The sequence below is a fragment of the Insolitispirillum peregrinum genome (genome assembly GCF_900156605.1).
GTDB lineage: Bacteria > Pseudomonadota > Alphaproteobacteria > Rhodospirillales > Rhodospirillaceae > Insolitispirillum > Insolitispirillum peregrinum.
Map to the genome: position 1 here is coordinate 230,799 of NZ_FTOA01000001.1, position 16,682 is coordinate 247,480.

The window sequence follows — 16,682 nt, forward strand, 5'->3', positions numbered from 1 at the left end:
GCAATAAAGCATTGTGGAACTGGTCATGCCAGATACGGTCCAGTACAATTGGAAAGAACTGTTATGGATGTAAGGCCAGTACGATTGGAGACCCATGGAACGGAGTGGAACACGGATCGAGGCGGTGATGACCGAAATCCGCTCGCGGATTGCCGCGCGCCTGTATTTGCCCGGCACGCGATTGCCGTCGGTGCGGGCGCAGGCGCAGGCGATGAAGGTTTCGGTTTCGACGGTGGTCGAAGCCTATGACCGCCTGAGCGCCGAGGGCGCCATTGCTGCCCGTCCGGGATCGGGTTTCTATGTGGTGGGGCCGGTGGCTCCGTTGGCGCTGGCCCACCTTGGCCCCAGCCTTGATCGGGCGATTGATCCGTTGTGGGTGTCGCGCCAGTCACTGGAAAGCGATGCGTCGGTTCTGAAGCCCGGATGTGGCTGGATGCCGCCGGACTGGCTGTATGAAACCGGGGTGCGCCGGGCGTTGCGGGCGCTGGCACGGGGGCCGGTGGCCGAGTTGACCGATTACGCCACATCGCTGGGGCATCCGGGATTGCGCCAGTTCCTGCAACGACGGTTGGCGGGGGCAGGGATCGAGGCCGGGGCGGAGCAGATCATGCTGACGGAATCGGGTACGCAGGCGATCGACCTGATTTGCCGGTTCCTGCTGGAGCCGGGCGATACGGTGCTGGTCGATGACCCGTGCTATTTCAACTTTCATGCCTTGCTGAAGGCCCACCGGGTGCGGACTCTCGGGGTGCCTTATACGCCGACCGGCCCGGATGTCGAGCGGTTCGAGGCTGCCGTGCAGGAGCATTCTCCCCGGTTGTACATCACCAACTCGGGTATCCACAATCCGACCGGCGCAACCCTGTCGCCGGTGACCGCGCACCGGCTGTTGACGCTGGCCGACCGTGCCGGTCTGGTGATTGTCGAGGATGATATCTGGGCTGATTTCGAGACCACCCCGGCCCCCCGGCTGGCGGCCTTTGATGGCCTGTCGCGGGTGATCCAGATTGGCAGCTTTTCCAAAACCATCTCGGCGTCGTTGCGCTGTGGCTATATTGCCGCGCAACCAGGCTGGATTGACAATCTTGCCGATCTGAAGATTGCCACCACCTTTGGCGGCGGCCGCTTTGCCGCCGAAGTGGTGCTGCTGGCCCTGACCGACAGCGGCTATCGCAAGCATATGGAGATGGTGCGCCAGCGGTTGGCCGAGCAGATGCGGAAAACCATCACCCGCCTTGAGCCGTTGGGAATTACGCCGTGGCTGGTTCCCCGCGCTGGTTTGTACCTGTGGTGCCAGCTGCCCGAAGGCCGGGATGCGGCAGCCATCGCGCAATCCTGCCTGAAGGGCGGGGTGGTGTTGGCACCCGGCAATGCCTTCAGCCCGTCGCTGAGTGCCGGGGGCTTTTTGCGCTTTAACGTCACCCAGTCCTCGGACGAGCGGGTGTTTACGGCGCTGGCGCGGGCGTTGGCCTGAGGGAATACGGCACCAGACCAGCGTGCGTTAACTGTGACGCCACAGTGCACGACAGTTGGTGGAAAAGAATGGGCTATCGCCCAAACCCATTCGGGGCCTGAGGCCCCGACCATTCACTTGGGGGCGATGCCCTCGAACCCCCATTTTCTCTTTTATGATCAAAGAAATGGGGTCTGGGGCCGACTGGCCCCAGCGAGGTGTGGAGCAGCGCTCCACGTCCTTGTTTCCCAACTGTCGTGTACTGTGGCATCAGGTTTTCAGCACGCTCGTCTAATAATCAAACTTGTAGTTCAGCCCGACATCGGCCCCGGCAGCGCCGCTGGCTTTGGTTTCGACCGATACGCGCGGGGTCAATTGCACCTCGACCTTAACGCCGCTGCTGCCAGCACTGGCCCCTTGCTCGACACCGACATAGACGCCATCGGCGACATATTTTCCCACTTCGACCGAGGCCGCAGAGGTGCTGTCACTGCTGGAACTGTCCGAGGAGCCGCCACCGCCGAACGACACTACATCCAGCCCCAGCGAGGAGCGCAGCATACCGGTAATGTCCAGCCCGCCGGACAGCAGGCCGCCCTTGCTGCCGCCTCCGCCGCTGTTGAAGCTGGCCATCGAGGCGGCGGCCTGAGCAAGACTGATGGCCTGCCCGGCGGAAAGCTGGCCGGGTTTGCGGCCAAACAGTACCCGTGACAGCACTTCGTCCTGCGGCAAGGCCGGGGAGGAGGTCAGGCTGAGGGTGGGCTTGCTGGCAAAGCCGCCGATTTCGACCAGCGCGGTCAGGTCACTGCCGGTGTTCGAAGTGACGATGGTCAGCGCCGGGTCAATGCGTTCACCGCCCTGAAAGGCCACAATCCCCTTGGTGAAGGTAAAGGTCTTGCCGATCAGGTCGATGGTGCCGCGCACCACTGACAGGTCGCCGACCACCACCGGCGCGGCGGCGGTGCCGTTGATGGCGAGGTTGCCTTTCCACTCGGACTCCAGACCGTTGCCACGGACAAAAATCTGGCCGGGGATATCGACGGTTACCGCCAGCGCAATATGGGTGTCACCGCTTTTTTCCTCGACGACCTGCACCGGCGGCAGACCGGCCGAGGCCCGGTGAAGCTCGCGCACCGGCAGGGTGCGCACGCCGCCGCCCAGACGGTTGTTCAGACGGACTTCGGCGCCACGGGTGGTCACTTTGCCCGACACACTGCCTTCGCTCAGGCTGCCGCGATACTGGATGGCGGCGTCAATGCTGGCTTGCAGGTCATCGCGCCGAACCACCGCCGCCTGTTGGGCGGTGAAATCGGCCTCGACCAGTGGGCTGGCTCCCTTTTGCGGGACAAAGCGCAGGCTGCCTTTCAGTTGCCCCTTGCCGCCGTCAGTGCCATTCAGCGCGGCGGTGATCTGGCCGTCTTCCTGCAAGGTGGCGTCAAGGGTGAGGGCGGACAGCACGGTGCCCCATTCGCCATTTTCGTAGCGCCCCTTGCGGGCGTGGGCCGAGCCGCTGAACACCGGCTTGGCGAGGGTGCCACTGACCGAGGCCTGCACCTCCATCTCGCCGGACAGCCGGTGCCCGTCCAGTGGGACCAACGCCCACAGACGACCGAGGTCACCACTCCACGCGAGGTCGGCTTTCAGGGGCCGGCTGGATGGAATGGCAGGAACACCGTTGCCGTCAAAGGTCAGCGGCAGGCTGGCTGACAGGGTGGCGGGTGTCGTGCCAAAGCCGCGAATTTGCCCGTCAGCGGTCATCTGTTGCCCGGCGATGGTGCCGGACAGGGCCAGTTGAATGCCCTTCAGGCCGGTTTCGGGGGCGGCAATGTCGCTGCTGTTCAGGCTCCATGTGCCGCGAATGCCCTGACCATTGCGGGCCAGCGGGCCTTGCAGGGACAGGCGGGTGCTGAGGGTGCCCTGTAACGGGAACGCCGGGACGGCGATCTCTGCCAGCGACAGCGGCAGAGCATCGGCGGCAATGGTCAGGCGGATGGCCCCGGCCTTGACGCCGCCGTCAATGGTCAGGCTGCCGCTGTCCACCGCCAGCCGGGCGTTGTTCAGGCTCCAGCCGTCGCTGGTCCCCATGCCGGGCAGGGATACCGACCATGGGGCGGTGCTGTGCAGGCGGTGACGGTCAAAGCGGGCATCCAGCGTTTGCACGGTCAGCGGGGCCTGTGGCTGTCCCGGCCATGCCAGTGCCAGAGTCAGCGCCAGCGGGTGGGGTTGCTGGCCCGCAACGGCGACGGTTGCCTGAATGGCCCCCTTGGCGGCGCGGCTGGCTTGCAGGGTGACGTTCTGAATGCTTTGCCCGGCAACGGTCAGCCCCTGCGCGTCGAGGCTGACCTTTGCCGCCGGAGCGGTCAGCAGGTCGTCAACGGCGGCATTGACCGCCAGCGACTGGAGCGTGACCGGCTCACCACCGGCAGGGGTTATCCGGATGGTTTTGCCGTTCAGGGCCAGTTTGGCCTGTCCGTTGCTGGAGGGGGTAACAGTGAGGTCGGCAGTGAGCGTATTGGCCGCCACCGTGACGCCGGTCGCCTGTCGCAAGGCGTCGGGCTGTTGCAGACTGGCCCGCATCTGGGCCTGAATTTTTGGCTGTGGCGTGGACAGGTCAACCTGTGCCGCAAGCTCGGCGGCAATTCCGGCCACCATCAGGCGGGCTTGTTGCAGGCTGACGGCGGTGGGCGAGGCCTCGAACGGCAGCGACAATTCGCTGACCGGAATGCCTTCGGCCTCGATGGCGCTGCCGGTCAGGGTGCCTTTGACCTGAGGCGCGCTGGCGGTGCCGCTGATCTGTAACGGGATGTCGAGGCTGCCACGGCCCGTCACGCCAACGCTGGCGAGGACCGGGGTCAGGGTCGGCAGTCGCACGGCCAGATCGGCGGCCAGTGCTTGCGTGGCGAGGGTCAGAGTGCTTTGTCCGTTGATCTGGATGCCCTGATCATTGCCGCCATTAAACCGTAGCTCCGACAGGCTCAGGGTCGATGCGCCAAGGTGATAGCGGGTGCTGAACGTTGCCTGCGGCCCCAGCAGGGCATCGGCGGCGGCAACCCCACTGTTGGGGCCGGTCAGCGTCAGGCTGGTTTGTCCCTGCACACTGCCATCGGCGCGGATCGAGGCTTCGGCATTCAGGTCGAGCCGTTCGGCCAGCGCTGGATGCAGGCCGCTGGCGGTGGTGTTGAGGGTGGCGGTGATGCCATCCTTCAGGTCGAGGTGGGCCTTGGCCGTCAGCGAGTCAACGGCGGTCTGCTGCCCTTCGCTGAGCAGCGTCAGGTCCACCGCCTCGGGTGAGCCGGAAACGGTCAGGGTCAGACTGCGGGCCAACAGCTGTTGCAGCGCCGGGTCAAGGTTGCTGCCCGGCGTCAGGGTGCTGTCAAGGCGTAGGCTGCGCGGGTTTTGATGGCCGACAATCCCGACCGTGCCGGTCAGGGCCATCAGGCCGTTGGCTTCGATGTACAGTCGTCCGTCCCAGTCTTTCAACGGGCCGTCACCGTTGAGGGTGACCGACAGCGCGGGCAGGCCGGGAACCCCGGCCAACTGGCTGATCAGCCCGCCTTGCGGTTCATGGAAGATCAACTCGGCTTGCAGGCGGGTGTCGGCCAGCATGGCCGGGTGCAGGGTGGCCTTCAGACCGAGCGACGTGCCGCCCTCCAGCCGCTGGCCGTTCAGCGACAGGGTCCAGGCGCCAAAGGCTTCGGAGAGGATGCCACCGTTGAGGGTCAGGTGGGCGGGTTGGCCGATCCACACCTCGGCCAGATCAAGATCGGCCAGCGAGATGGCGCGCACACTGACCCGGCGCAACAATCCAATCAGCTCCGGCGACAGCGGCGGCGCATCCGTGGCCTCGGTGGTGGTCTCGGGTACTGCCGGAGCCGCTACCGGCGGTCGCTCGAGGCGCAGATGCCCCAGTGCCAGACTGTCGATATCCAGCTTGCCCGCCAGCAGGGCCGATGGTTGCCAGGCCAGTGTCACCTGATCAAGGCTCAACCACACCCCGGCGCTGTCGCGCAGGTGAATGTCTTCGAGGTGCAGTTCACTGACCAGCGAGCCATCAATCTGGCCGACGCTGACATCAGGGGCAAAAGCCAGCCCCTGCCGCAAGGCCCAGCGTGTCCCCATCGGGGTTGCCACCACCGTGGCGACAGCGGCAAGGGCAAACAGGAGGATCGCCAGCAGCAGCAGCGGGATCGCCCACAGGGGATGCAGGCGACGGCGGGGAGAGATCGGGGCCTGTGCGCTGCTCATGTTAAAAAGCCTGTCCCAAAGATACGTAAAGCTGCCATGCGTTATCAACGCCGGGGCGGCGGTCCAGCGGCATGGCGACGTCCAGCCGGACCGGGCCGACCGGGCTGTAATAGCGCACGCCAAGACCGGCTCCCCACAGCAGCCCCTGCCCAAAGTCCGGCTGGTTGCCGTCAAAGGCCCGACCGCCTTCGACAAAGGGCACCAGTCCGATGCTGTCGGTGAATTTCATGCGCAGTTCAAAGCCGGTTTCGATCACCGATTTGCCGCCAACCGGATCCCCGGCGCTATCGACGTCTCCGGCCAATTGATAGCCATAGCCACGCACCGAGCCGCCGCCGCCAGCATAGAATCGTTTGTCCGCCGGGACGCTGGTGCGCGAGCCACCCAAAATCGAGCCAACGCCTCCCCGAACGGCAAAGACATAGTCCTGGGCCTCGTCAATGGGCAGATAGGCACTGCCGTCAAGGCGGGACGAGACAAAGGTGACCGGGCCTTCGTGGAAACCGGTATAGGGGGTTACCGATGCCGACAGCTTGAAACCCGATCGTGGATCAAGGGGATCGCTGGTGCCGTCATAGCGCAGCCCCAGCGGTGCCCCGATCAGCGAGGAGTCATGTTGTCCGTCGGTGTCGGTGATGCTGGCCTGATCGAACGTGGCCCCGACACTGGCCCGCCATTGCCGGTTCAGCGGGCGGGTCAGGCTGGCGGCCAGCGCAAGAGCGGTCTTGTCATAGGCATCAAGGCTTTCCTCTGACAGCACCGCCGAGGCAGTGCCGCTTTGGCCCCGCCGCCAGAAATTCGGCTTGGTGATGGTCGAGGACAGCGATGAAATGCTCTGGCCCCACTCGGCTTCGGTTTTGAAGGTTTCAGCCTCGCCCAGCAGGTTGCGGTGTTCCCAATAGGCATTCACGGATGGCCCCAGCGAGGTGGAATACGACGTGCCTGCCCCCAGCGACCGCTGGTCTGCTTCGCGCACCCGCACGGTGATCGGGACATTTTCTCCGGCGACTGTCGGCGGCGGGGCGCTGATGGTGATGCTGTCGAACAGGCCGCTGGACAGCAGGGTGCGGCGATAGTCTTCCAGTTTGGAGGCGTCCCAGCGGGTGCCGGGCGGCCACGGAATCAGGCTGCGCAGATAGGACTCCTTGACCCGCTCCAGCCCTTCGTACTGCATCTCGCCAAAACGGGCTTCGGGGCCAGGATCGACCACCAGTTGAGCGGACAGGGTTTGCGCCTGATGGTCAACGGTAAAGGTCTGCTCGCTGATCTGCGATGCCGGATAGCCGCGTTGACGCAACAGCTCGCGCAGGTGCTCGACTGCCGCCAGCATGGTGTCCGCCTGTGCCGGACTGTCGGGTTTCAGGCCGACCTGTTCGGCAGTTTGCGGGCTGTCATAATCGGCCTGCGGGCGATAGTCGACATCGAACGCCTGAATTTTATAGACCGGCCCGGCCTTGATGCGCAGGGCCACTTTGGCCGGGCTGTCGCGGCTGTCGACCATCGGCTGGATGGTGGCGCCGTAATATCCGGCGCTGTGCAGCACATCCAGCAGGTGGCTGGCATCATCTTCGGCGCGGCGGTGAAGGGCAAACAGCGTCGCAGGCGGATCATCCTGCAAGCGTAACAGGCGTGACTGCGGCTCCAGCAAGGCGCGAACGTCGGCGGACAACGGCTCGCTCTGGCCTTCGGGGGCGGCCAGCTCTGCCTGATAGGTTGCCTTGGGCAGCTCGTCTTCGGCGTGCGCGGGCTGGCGGCGGCCTGTGACCAACAGGATGCAGCATACAACGACGATGGCGGAAAGGCGGAGCGACCGCAGGGTCATGCAAAGACCTTCGTTCTGATCATGGTAGGGTGACTGGAGGAGGAACAGGCTGTTCTGCCTTGATATAAGTGCACTCTTTGCAGGCCCCGAAGCAAGGGCTTCTCCCTGGGGACAGGGTAATGGCCCCCGGAACAGGGGACCAGAAGAAATATTCTGTTTTTCTGAAGAGTCAGATACAGTCGCTCAACAGTTTCTTTTGAAACGACACCGATGCTGTCATAGAGCCGATCCCGGAGACGTCCTGAGCATGCCTTTCCTTCATCACCCCGACCTGCTGCCCGAAGACCCGACGGCTCCGATCCCCTATCCCGATGGCTATCTGCGCGCCATTTTGTCATCGGTGCGGACCATTGCTCTGGTGGGGGCGTCGGCCAACAGCAATCGCCCCAGCCATTTTGTGATGAAGTATTTGCAGGAAAGGGGCTATCGGGTGATACCGGTCAATCCGGGGCAGGCGGGCAAGGAGATTTTGGGCGAGCCGTGTTACAGCAGTCTGGCCGACATTCCCGAACGGTTCGAGATGGTGGACATCTTTCGCGCCTCCGAGGCCGCCGCCGGGGTGACCGATGAAGCAATTGCACTGGCGGCGCACAAGGGTATCCATGTCGTCTGGATGCAATTGTCCGTTCGCCATGACGAAGCCGCCCACCGGGCCGAACAGGCCGGGCTGCAGGTGGTGATGAATCGCTGCCCGAAGATCGAGTTCGGGCGTCTGTGTGGCGAGCTGTCATGGTCGGGGGTCAACACCGGCATCATCTCGTCGCGGGTGCGTACCGCGCCGAAGGATGGCAGCGCTCCCCATGGGCGCAGTGCTGCCGATGGTCTGGAAGATTGCGGCTTTGAAACCCGCGCTGTCCATGCCGGGGCCTCGCCCGATCCGGTGACCGGGGCGCGCATCACGCCGATCTATCAGACCTCTTCGTATGTGTTCGAGGATTCTGACCATGCGGCGAACCTGTTCAACCTGCATACCTTTGGCCATGTCTATTCGCGGATGAGCAATCCGACCGTCAGCGTGCTGGAAGAACGGGTGGCCAATCTGGAAGGGGGCCGGGCAGCGGTGGCCTGTGCCTCGGGGCATGCGGCGCAGTTTCTGACCTTCTTTACCTTGCTGGAGCCAGGCGACGAGTTTCTGGCCTCGCGCAATCTTTATGGTGGTTCGGTCACCCAGTTCAGCCAGAGCTTTAAAAAGCTGGGCTGGCACTGCACCTTTATTGATCCGACCGCCCCGGAAACGTTCCGCGCCGCCATTACGCCGCGCACCAAGGCCATTTTCCTCGAAGTCCTCGCCAATCCGGGCGGGGCGATTGTCGATGTCGAAACCATCGCCTCGATTGCCCACGAGGCTGGCATTCCGCTGATTGTCGATAATACGCTGGCCACGCCGTACCTGTGCCGCCCGATTGAATGGGGGGCGGATATCGTGATCCATTCGACCACCAAATTCCTGTCTGGTCATGGCAATGCGCTGGGCGGAGTGGTGGTGGAGTCCGGGCGGTTCAACTGGAGCGCCAGCGACAAGTTCCCCAGCCTGTCCCGGCCCGAGCCTGCCTATCACGGGCTGGTATTCCACGAGACGTTCGGGGATTTTGCCTTTACCACCAAGGCCCGTGCAGTGGCGTTGCGTGATTTTGGCCCGGCTCTGGCACCGATGAATGCCTTTCTGACCCTGACCGGGATCGAGACCCTGCACCTGCGGATGGATCGCCATGTCGCCAATGCGCGGGCGGTGGCGACCTTCCTCAGCCAGCATCCGGCGGTGGCGCATGTGTCGTGGGCCGGATTGCCGAACAGCCCGCATGCACCGCTGGCGGCCAAATATTTTCCGCTGGGGGCCGGGTCGGTGTTCACCGTGTCGCTGAAGGGCGGCTATCAGGCGGGCAAGCGTCTGGTTGAACGGGTCAAAATCTTTTCGCATCTGGCCAATATCGGCGATACCCGTTCGCTGGTGTTGCATCCGGCCTCCACCACCCATCGCCAGCTCAGCCCGGAACAGCGGGCCTCGGCGGGCGCGGGGGATGCGGTGGTGCGGTTGTCGATCGGGATCGAACGCGCCGAAGACCTGATCCGCGATCTGGAGCAGGCGCTGGCAGACGAATAACGCCTGTCCTGCATCCCCAAAAAAAGCGGCCATCCTCTTGTGGTTCAAAGGCGATAAGGGGATGGCCCGCAGGTGAGGGAGGTGCAGGCAGACTGTGCTTTTTATTGATAGACGGTATCGGGTGCCTGATCGGCGGGCAGGGTAGCCAGCATTTGCAGGCGCAGTTTTTCAAAGGCGCGGGCTTCGATCTGGCGGACCCGTTCGCGCGAAATGCCAAACCGCTGGCTGAGGTCTTCGAGCGTGGTCGGAGTGTCGCGCAGGCGCCGTTCGGTCAGAATGGCCTGTTCGCGCGGATTCAGGGTGCTGATGCCCTTTTGCAGCAGGTTGCGCAAGGCTCCGGCGTGCTGCTGTTCGGCCAGAACGCTTTCCTGATCGGACCCTTCGTCGGCCAGCATGTCCTGCCACTCGCCCTGTCCCATCACGCTGATCGGCACGTTCAGCGAGCGGTCAGGGGATGACAGCCGACGGTCCATGTTGACCACCTCGTAATCGGGTACGTCCAGCTTGGTGGCGATGCGGTCGATGATCTCCGCCGACAGGTCGCCGCTGTCGAGATGTGACATCTGTTGCTTCACCTTGCGCAGGTTGAAGAACAGTTTCTTCTGGGCCGCGGTGGTGCCGATTTTGACCAGAGACCACGAATGCAGGATGTATTCCTGAATCGCCGCCCGGATCCACCACATCGAATAGGTGGCAAGGCGATAGCCCTTGTCCGGGTCAAAGCGGCGGATGGCCCGCAAAAGCCCAATGTTTCCCTCGGAAATAACTTCGCCCAGCGGCAGGCCGTAGCCGCGATAGCCAACAGCAATCCGCGCAACAAGACGCAGGTGGCTGGTCACCAGACGATGCATGGCAGCCGGATCATCCGCGCCAAGGAAACGCCGCGCCAGATCCAGTTCTTCGTCTGGCTCAAGGAGCGGAAATTGCTGAATTTCTCGCATGTACCGACCCAGATTGCTGTTCGGGTCGGATTTGGTCATCGCAACTCTTGTCATGGTGCACCTACCTGTCGCTTTTGCTTTTTTGGGCTTCTCCCGGCGAGGGTTGTCCAGACCGCCGCAAGGAGAAGTAAGGTAGTGGGTGCCTCGTGTTATTCTTGAGGAAAAGAATAAGCTAATTAGACCGCTTGGCAAGCTGTAAAGTCACTTTTATGCACATAAAAATATACCGCATCGCAGTAATTGCGGTGCGGTATATTGTCTATACTTTGAAAATAAAGGGGAAAAGTGTTTTCTGAAATGCAACTCAGGGGATCGGCGGCGGCTCGCCCCCCAGGCTGCGGACCAGATCGGCCATGTCATTGGGCAACGCAGAGGTGAAACGGACCGCTTCACCGGTTGCCGGGTGGATGAAGCCCAGCAGCCAGGCATGCAGGGCCTGACGGGAGAAACCGCTGACACAGGCAGCGGCTTCGTCTGTTAACCCTTTGCGACGCTTGTTTTGTTGCCCGTAAACCGGATCGCCGATCAGCGGATGACCCAGATGGGTCATGTGGACGCGAATCTGGTGGGTGCGCCCGGTTGCCAGTCGGCATTCGACCAGACTGGCCGCCCCATCCAGATAACTGGCGATGGTCCGGTAGCGGGTCAGGGCATGTTTGCCGCCGCGCTGGACAATCGCCATTTTTTGCCGGTTGTGCGGGCTGCGCCCAATGGCACCGGTGATTTCCCCCTGCACGGGGGACGGGCGGCCCCAGACCACCGCCCAATAGGCCCGTTCCAGCGTATGGGCGGCGAACTGTTCGGCCAGACCATGGTGGGCCTGATCGGTTTTCGCCACCACCAGCAGGCCAGAGGTATCCTTGTCGATGCGATGGACGATCCCTGGCCGCCGCACGCCGCCGATGCCGGACAGGCTGCTGCCGCAGTGATGGAGCAGGGCATTGACCACCGTCCCGTCCGGGCTGCCTGCCGCCGGATGGACCACCATGCCAGCGGGCTTGTCGATCACGATCAGGTGCTGGTCTTCATAAACCACCGTTAACGGGATGTCCTGCGGCTCCGGGTCAGCCGGGGCCGCCGCTGGCAGGCAGACGGTGATCCTCTGCCCCGGTTTGACGGCATGGCGGGCGTCCTGTATCAATGCCCCATCAATGGTAACGTGCCCTTGCTCGATCAGGTTCTTGAGACGGGAGCGCGACACGTCGGGAGCCGCCATCGCCAGCCATTTATCCAGCCGCTGCTGCCCGTCATCGGCCTCAACGGGGCCAAAGACCATCGGCTCTCCGCTCAGCAGGGCGGCTTCGTCCTCATCCTCTTCGTCACTGGCTTCGGCCTGTTGCGGCTGGGGAGGCGGGGCGTCAAACAGGGCATCCCACACCGCGGGTGTCTCGGACCACGCTGCCGGCATGTCGGCTGGGTCTATCTGGGAACTGATGGGACGGCGGGGTTTGCGGGACACGGGATGCTGGCCTTTGTCTGGGACTGGATCAGATGGACATGGTACCGGGCGGCACCGGGGTGTAACAGGAAAAGGATGGAACGGATGAAGGCGGTCAAGACGCTCGTCGTCTTTATGGGGGTCCTGCTGGTGTTGGGACTGGCATTGCTCGGGTACGGGATGTACTCCAAGGCCGGGCGGGTGGTAAAGCCCTCTGCGCCTGCGGTGGCGACGGCCAGTGCGGTTTCTCCGGTGGCGGCTCCGGCTGTGGTGCCGGTCGTGGTGGGCAGCTTTGGGTCCGTCGGGCTGGGGCAGCCTGAGGGCAGCCGGATTGCCGCCAGCCACCTCAATGGCCCGGTGCTGGTGCTGACGGTGGTCGAGGGGGGCTTGCCCGACCGGGTGATCCTGCTCGATACCGCCGCTGGCGGGGCGATTTTGGGGCAGGTCAGTGTGCAGGGAAGCCCGGCTGCTGCGGCTTCTGCCCCGGTTCCGGTGGTGCCGGTTGCCAAATAGCGTTGTTCTGGATGCTGCCGTACTGGCGGTGATGGAACAGCATGCCCGTTCTGCATGGCCGGACGAGTGTTGCGGCCTGTTGATCGGGCACCGTTCACAAGACGCCGAGCACATCACCCGTGCGGTGCCGATGCCCAATCAGATGGCCCGGACCGGGCAGGCCGGTCGCCTGTTCGAAATTCCGCCGCAAGCCCTGTTCGATGTTCAGCGGGCCTTGCGCGGAAGCGGGGACGGGATGCTGGGCCATTATCATTCGCATCCGAACGGTCGTCGCGGTCCCAGTCCGCGCGACCGGGCGGCAATCCATGACCCACAAGCGCTATGGGGTATTCTGGCCCTGTCCTCGGCAGAGGGCGGGCTGGACTTTGGCTTGTGGCGTCCTGATCCTGCCTGCCTCTGGCAGGATTTCTGTTTGGTGGGCTGGCAGGGATCCCTGTGATCAGAACATGGGCAGGCCGCATACCCCCGAACAGTGGGGAGGCAAATCAATGCGGGAAAGGATGGAAAGCGGTACAGCAAAGGACTATGGTAAGGACGACTGCGTTTTCTGACGGCTGTCCCTCTTTGTGCCCATTCGTCGTTTTACTGGACATCTGATGACCGCTTCTGCTTCCTCTGTGCCTGCTCGCGCTATTGTTGATCACATTGCCGCCTTTGGGGCGGACATGAAAGCATGGCGCCATGACATCCACCGCCACCCCGAGTTGGCCTATCAAGAGCATCGGACGGCCAGCAAAGTGGCCGAGCTGTTACGATCCTTTGGCGTCGATGAGGTGATCGAGGGCGTCGGGCGGACTGGCGTGGTCGGGATTATCCGCACCGGTGAGGGGCCGTCAATCGGCTTGCGGGCTGACATGGATGCCCTGCCGATCCACGAACTGGCCGACCGGGAATACCGGTCGCAGCATGAAGGAAAAATGCACGCCTGCGGTCATGATGGCCACACCACCATGCTGCTGGGGGCTGCCCGCTATCTGGCGGAAACCCGTGCCTTCAAGGGTACCGTGGTGCTGATTTTCCAGCCTGCCGAGGAAGGCCAGGCCGGGGCGCGCACCATGATCGAAGACGGGCTGTTCACCCGCTTTCCCGTCGATGCCATCTATGGCGTTCACAACATTCCAGGCATTCCGGCCGGGACCATCGCCGTGTCCGCCGGGCCGGTGATGGCCGCCGCAGACCGGTTCCGCATCACCATTACCGGGCAGGGTGGTCATGCCGCTGCCCCGCACCTGTGCCGCGACCCGTTGCTGGCCGGGGCTGCGGTGGTGACGGCGGCGCAGTCGCTGGTCGCCCGCAATTGCCCGCCGTCGGAAACGCTGGTACTGTCGATCACCGAATTCCATGGCGGGCATGCGTTCAACGTCATTCCGGACAGTGTGCAACTGGCGGGAACCGTGCGCTATTTCCGCCCTGACATCGGCGAGCTTGCCAAGCAACGCCTGCCGCAGTTGATCGAGGGGATTTGTGCCGCGCATGGTGTTCGTGCCGAGTTCACCTATCTGCCGGGGTATCCGCCGACCATCAACTGGGAAGAACCGGCAGCCTTCGCCCGCAAGGCCGCCGAAGCGGTGTTCGGGGCTGACTGTGTGCAAACACAGCAACCGTTGATGTTTGCCGAGGATTTCAGTTTTTACCTTTTAGAAAAGCCTGGCTGCTATGGTTTCATCGGGAATGGTGAAAGTGGCGCTCTGGGCTGCACCGGGCTGCACAATCCCCATTATGATTTTAATGACGGAATCCTCGTGCACGGTGCCAGTTTCTTTGCCCGCATGGCCGAGGATGCGCTGAACGGGTAAAGGATTGCGCCATGGCAGATGATCGGAAAAAAGGCAAGAACGCTGCACCTCTGCCCGATCTTTACGATCCTGTGGAAGACGAAGACGACGGTCTGGATGAGTCAGAAGACAAAAAGGCCGGTCGGAAAAAAGGATTGTTTGCAACGATGCGCTCGCTGTTGAAGCGGGCGCCTGCGCCTGCCGTACCAACCGGCAAGCAGGCCATCGAGCCAATGGACGGCGAAGAAGACCACTGGGTCAGCCTGAGTCTGGAACAGCTGTTGACTCAGGACCCGTCGGCGCTGGTGCACATCATCTCTTTGCGGGCGTTCCGGCAGGCGTTGGGGCCGGTGTGGGAGCGGATTGCCACCAAGGTGTTGATGATCGCCGAAGGCACCTTGCGTCAGCACGCCGGACCGCTGGCCAAAATTCAGCAGAACGGGCCCGATGTCTTTTTGATCATGTTCAACAGCCTGTCCCCCGAGGCCGGACGCCGCCGGGCATTCGATATCTCGGTGGTACTGGGGAAAAAGCTGGTTGGAGCCAAGTTCCAGATCGTTGGAAGTGGTGGCGCGCTGGGCATTGGTTTGGTGTCACTGCCCGCTTCGGCGTTGCTGGGGGAAGATGGCCAGTTGGCTACCGACGCGCTGGATCAGGCGGCGGAGGCTGCACCGCAGGTTTCCGATACCGCCGAAGCTGGCGTCTGGATGGAGACGGTGGGAAAGGTCGAAATCGATCCCAATTTCGAACCACTGTCGCGCGGCGATAAGGCCTATAAGGACAATACCTGGCTGAAATTCAAGGTCAGCCAACCCAAGCCGGAAATTCGTTTGGTGCCGATCGAGCCGCCAAAGAAAAAAGTCGGCGAGCCGGAATGGGTTCCAATCCGCAAGGATCGCTGACGCAAGACAGCTTTGTGTTTTGCTCGATGGTTGAGCACAAAGTACGGATCGCTGCCTGCACCTGTTCGGGCGTCAATGTCCCTGGACCCCTTTACTATCAAAGGAATGGGGTCTGGGGCCTGGAGCGTTTTCACACCGAGCGAAAACGCTCTCTGTTTTTAGTGCCGCATTTTCCGAGCCGTTGACCGGAGACGGTCAACTTGAAAATGCTCTAAAGGCCCCAGCGAGGTGTGGAGCAGCGCTCCACATCCTTGTTTCCTGACTGTCGTGTACCGTGCATCTGCGCAAAACCGGTTCCCGCTTTTGCGCTTACTGCTCTAAAACCAGCTCATTTCTCCGCCGAGTTTTTTGACCTTTTGATCCTCAACCGACGAAACACCACTGTGGTCTGCTTCGTGGTTCGGGGATTGCAGCTTGGTCATCATCACCCATTGATCAACGGGCATGTAGCGGGGGGCCAGGAAGTGGTAGGTCTCTTCCAATAGCTCTTCGGCATGCTGGCTGCGGCGTACTGGCTGGTTGTGCCACTTTTCCAGAATCGGTTTCCATGCCAGCAGGCGGATATGCAACTGGTCGCGCATGTCCTGGATATAGCTGCGTTCGCGTTCGATATTGCGCAGGGCAGCCATGATTTCACCGGTCTGTCCATCGGCCTGATCAAACAGGATTTTGAAATCTGACAAGGCGCGTTCCATCAGGCGGGCGCAGGGATCGGCTATTTCCAGAACGGTCCTGTGGTTGCCATACAGACGCCGCAGCTCCTGAATTTTGACGTCAATCAGTTGCATCTGTTTGAACTGGTCCCGCATCGATTCGATGTAGGAAAGTTCATGCGCCAGCGCCGCGATGTAATGGGTGACCTGTTCCTTGTTGTCACGGCCCAGCCCCAGAGCCTCGGCAGCCTCGCCGAAGGCATCATTGATTTTTTTGCGAAAGGTTGGATCACCTGCGACCTGTAACAGCTCTTCCGGGTCGGTGATGATGTGCTCGTCGCCAGACAGCCACCCCAGCAACTGCATTGCCAGCCGGTGATAGGCAATCTGCTTGTGGCGGGCGTCGGGTTCCCACGATGCTTCGCGGGTCAGAATTTCCGAGGGAACCGGGTCACCCATGCGCAAGGCAGTGACATATTTCAGGCTTTTGGCCAGCAATTCCAGCATCTCACCATCGGGGGTGTCTTGCAGGTTGAATTCGCGCATGATCCCGCGCAGTGGCAGGACGACAGTCTCGACCCCCAAGGTGACCACCGCAACGGGATCATCGGACTGTTCGTCGATCCTGAAATAGATGTCATCAACTTTATGGAACAGGGTGTGTTCAAAGTGGATGCGGAGGGGCTCTGCTGTCGTCCCGGCATGTTGCGCCGGGGAAGGCTTCTGATCATCAGACGTCATGGCCACACCCATTATACAAACCAGTTGAGAAACAAGGACGTGGAGCGCTGCTCCACACCTCGCTGGGGCCTTGAGGCCCCAGAGCCCATTCTTTTGAT

The 16,682-nt window shown here is 62.5% G+C and carries 11 protein-coding genes; 6 read left to right on the plus strand and 5 right to left on the minus strand.

From position 1 onward, the window contains the following. Nucleotides 1-94: 94 nt before the first annotated feature. Nucleotides 95-1,474: an aminotransferase-like domain-containing protein gene (locus BW995_RS00960; RefSeq protein ID WP_076398120.1), complete on the plus strand. Its 1,380-nt coding sequence runs from the start codon at nucleotides 95-97 to the stop codon at nucleotides 1,472-1,474. 270 nt (nucleotides 1,475-1,744) lie between these two features. Here BW995_RS00960 and BW995_RS00965 read toward each other — a convergent pair whose 3' ends face one another. Further along, on the minus strand, nucleotides 1,745-5,698 hold the full coding sequence (locus BW995_RS00965) for a translocation/assembly module TamB domain-containing protein (protein WP_076398122.1): 3,954 nt from the start codon (nucleotides 5,696-5,698) through the stop codon (nucleotides 1,745-1,747). 1 nt (nucleotide 5,699) lies between these two features. After that, on the minus strand, nucleotides 5,700-7,520 hold the full coding sequence (locus BW995_RS00970) for an autotransporter assembly complex protein TamA (RefSeq protein ID WP_076398123.1): 1,821 nt from the start codon (nucleotides 7,518-7,520) through the stop codon (nucleotides 5,700-5,702). Between the two features lie 247 nt (nucleotides 7,521-7,767). Between BW995_RS00970 and BW995_RS00975 the strand changes: the two genes are divergently transcribed. Further along, nucleotides 7,768-9,621 carry an O-acetylhomoserine aminocarboxypropyltransferase gene (locus BW995_RS00975; protein WP_076398125.1) on the plus strand — a complete coding sequence of 618 codons (1,854 nt, stop codon included), beginning with the start codon at nucleotides 7,768-7,770 and terminating at the stop codon, nucleotides 9,619-9,621. A gap of 101 nt (nucleotides 9,622-9,722) precedes the next feature. Here BW995_RS00975 and rpoH read toward each other — a convergent pair whose 3' ends face one another. Beyond that, a complete protein-coding gene (gene rpoH, locus BW995_RS00980) occupies nucleotides 9,723-10,601 on the minus strand; it encodes an RNA polymerase sigma factor RpoH (RefSeq protein ID WP_407656279.1) in 879 nt (292 codons plus the stop codon). A 265-nt stretch (nucleotides 10,602-10,866) separates the two neighbouring features. Further along, nucleotides 10,867-11,970 (minus strand): RluA family pseudouridine synthase, encoded by a 1,104-nt coding sequence (locus BW995_RS00985; protein WP_084194477.1) that lies wholly within the window; start codon nucleotides 11,968-11,970, stop codon nucleotides 10,867-10,869. A gap of 135 nt (nucleotides 11,971-12,105) precedes the next feature. Here BW995_RS00985 and BW995_RS00990 point away from each other — a divergent pair, with 135 nt between their 5' ends. The 4 genes from BW995_RS00990 to BW995_RS01005 all read left to right on the plus strand — a co-directional run bounded on the left by BW995_RS00990 (nucleotide 12,106) and on the right by BW995_RS01005 (nucleotide 15,190). Then, nucleotides 12,106-12,513 carry a hypothetical protein gene (locus tag BW995_RS00990; RefSeq protein ID WP_076398128.1) on the plus strand — a complete coding sequence of 136 codons (408 nt, stop codon included), beginning with the start codon at nucleotides 12,106-12,108 and terminating at the stop codon, nucleotides 12,511-12,513. Next, on the plus strand, nucleotides 12,503-12,952 hold the full coding sequence (locus BW995_RS00995) for a Mov34/MPN/PAD-1 family protein (RefSeq protein ID WP_076398130.1): 450 nt from the start codon (nucleotides 12,503-12,505) through the stop codon (nucleotides 12,950-12,952). The genes BW995_RS00990 and BW995_RS00995 overlap by 11 nt, the downstream gene beginning before the upstream one ends. Before the next feature lie 157 nt (nucleotides 12,953-13,109). Then, a complete protein-coding gene (locus BW995_RS01000) occupies nucleotides 13,110-14,309 on the plus strand; it encodes a M20 aminoacylase family protein (RefSeq protein WP_076398132.1) in 1,200 nt (399 codons plus the stop codon). Between the two features lie 11 nt (nucleotides 14,310-14,320). Further along, nucleotides 14,321-15,190 carry a hypothetical protein gene (locus BW995_RS01005; protein WP_076398134.1) on the plus strand — a complete coding sequence of 290 codons (870 nt, stop codon included), beginning with the start codon at nucleotides 14,321-14,323 and terminating at the stop codon, nucleotides 15,188-15,190. A 317-nt stretch (nucleotides 15,191-15,507) separates the two neighbouring features. Here BW995_RS01005 and BW995_RS01010 read toward each other — a convergent pair whose 3' ends face one another. Continuing rightward, nucleotides 15,508-16,584 (minus strand): hypothetical protein, encoded by a 1,077-nt coding sequence (locus BW995_RS01010; protein ID WP_084194479.1) that lies wholly within the window; start codon nucleotides 16,582-16,584, stop codon nucleotides 15,508-15,510. Nucleotides 16,585-16,682: the final 98 nt, after the last annotated feature.

Coding starts and splice junctions, on each gene's coding strand:
- BW995_RS00960 (WP_076398120.1), top strand. CDS start 95: ATGGAACGGAGTGGAACACGGATCGAGGCGGTGATGACCGAAATCCGC.
- BW995_RS01010 (WP_084194479.1), bottom strand. CDS start 16,584: ATGACGTCTGATGATCAGAAGCCTTCCCCGGCGCAACATGCCGGGACG.
- BW995_RS01000 (WP_076398132.1), top strand. CDS start 13,110: ATGACCGCTTCTGCTTCCTCTGTGCCTGCTCGCGCTATTGTTGATCAC.
- BW995_RS00985 (WP_084194477.1), bottom strand. CDS start 11,970: ATGCCGGCAGCGTGGTCCGAGACACCCGCGGTGTGGGATGCCCTGTTT.
- BW995_RS01005 (WP_076398134.1), top strand. CDS start 14,321: ATGGCAGATGATCGGAAAAAAGGCAAGAACGCTGCACCTCTGCCCGAT.
- BW995_RS00990 (WP_076398128.1), top strand. CDS start 12,106: ATGAAGGCGGTCAAGACGCTCGTCGTCTTTATGGGGGTCCTGCTGGTG.
- BW995_RS00975 (WP_076398125.1), top strand. CDS start 7,768: ATGCCTTTCCTTCATCACCCCGACCTGCTGCCCGAAGACCCGACGGCT.
- rpoH (WP_407656279.1), bottom strand. CDS start 10,601: ATGACCAAATCCGACCCGAACAGCAATCTGGGTCGGTACATGCGAGAA.
- BW995_RS00965 (WP_076398122.1), bottom strand. CDS start 5,698: ATGAGCAGCGCACAGGCCCCGATCTCTCCCCGCCGTCGCCTGCATCCC.
- BW995_RS00970 (WP_076398123.1), bottom strand. CDS start 7,520: ATGACCCTGCGGTCGCTCCGCCTTTCCGCCATCGTCGTTGTATGCTGC.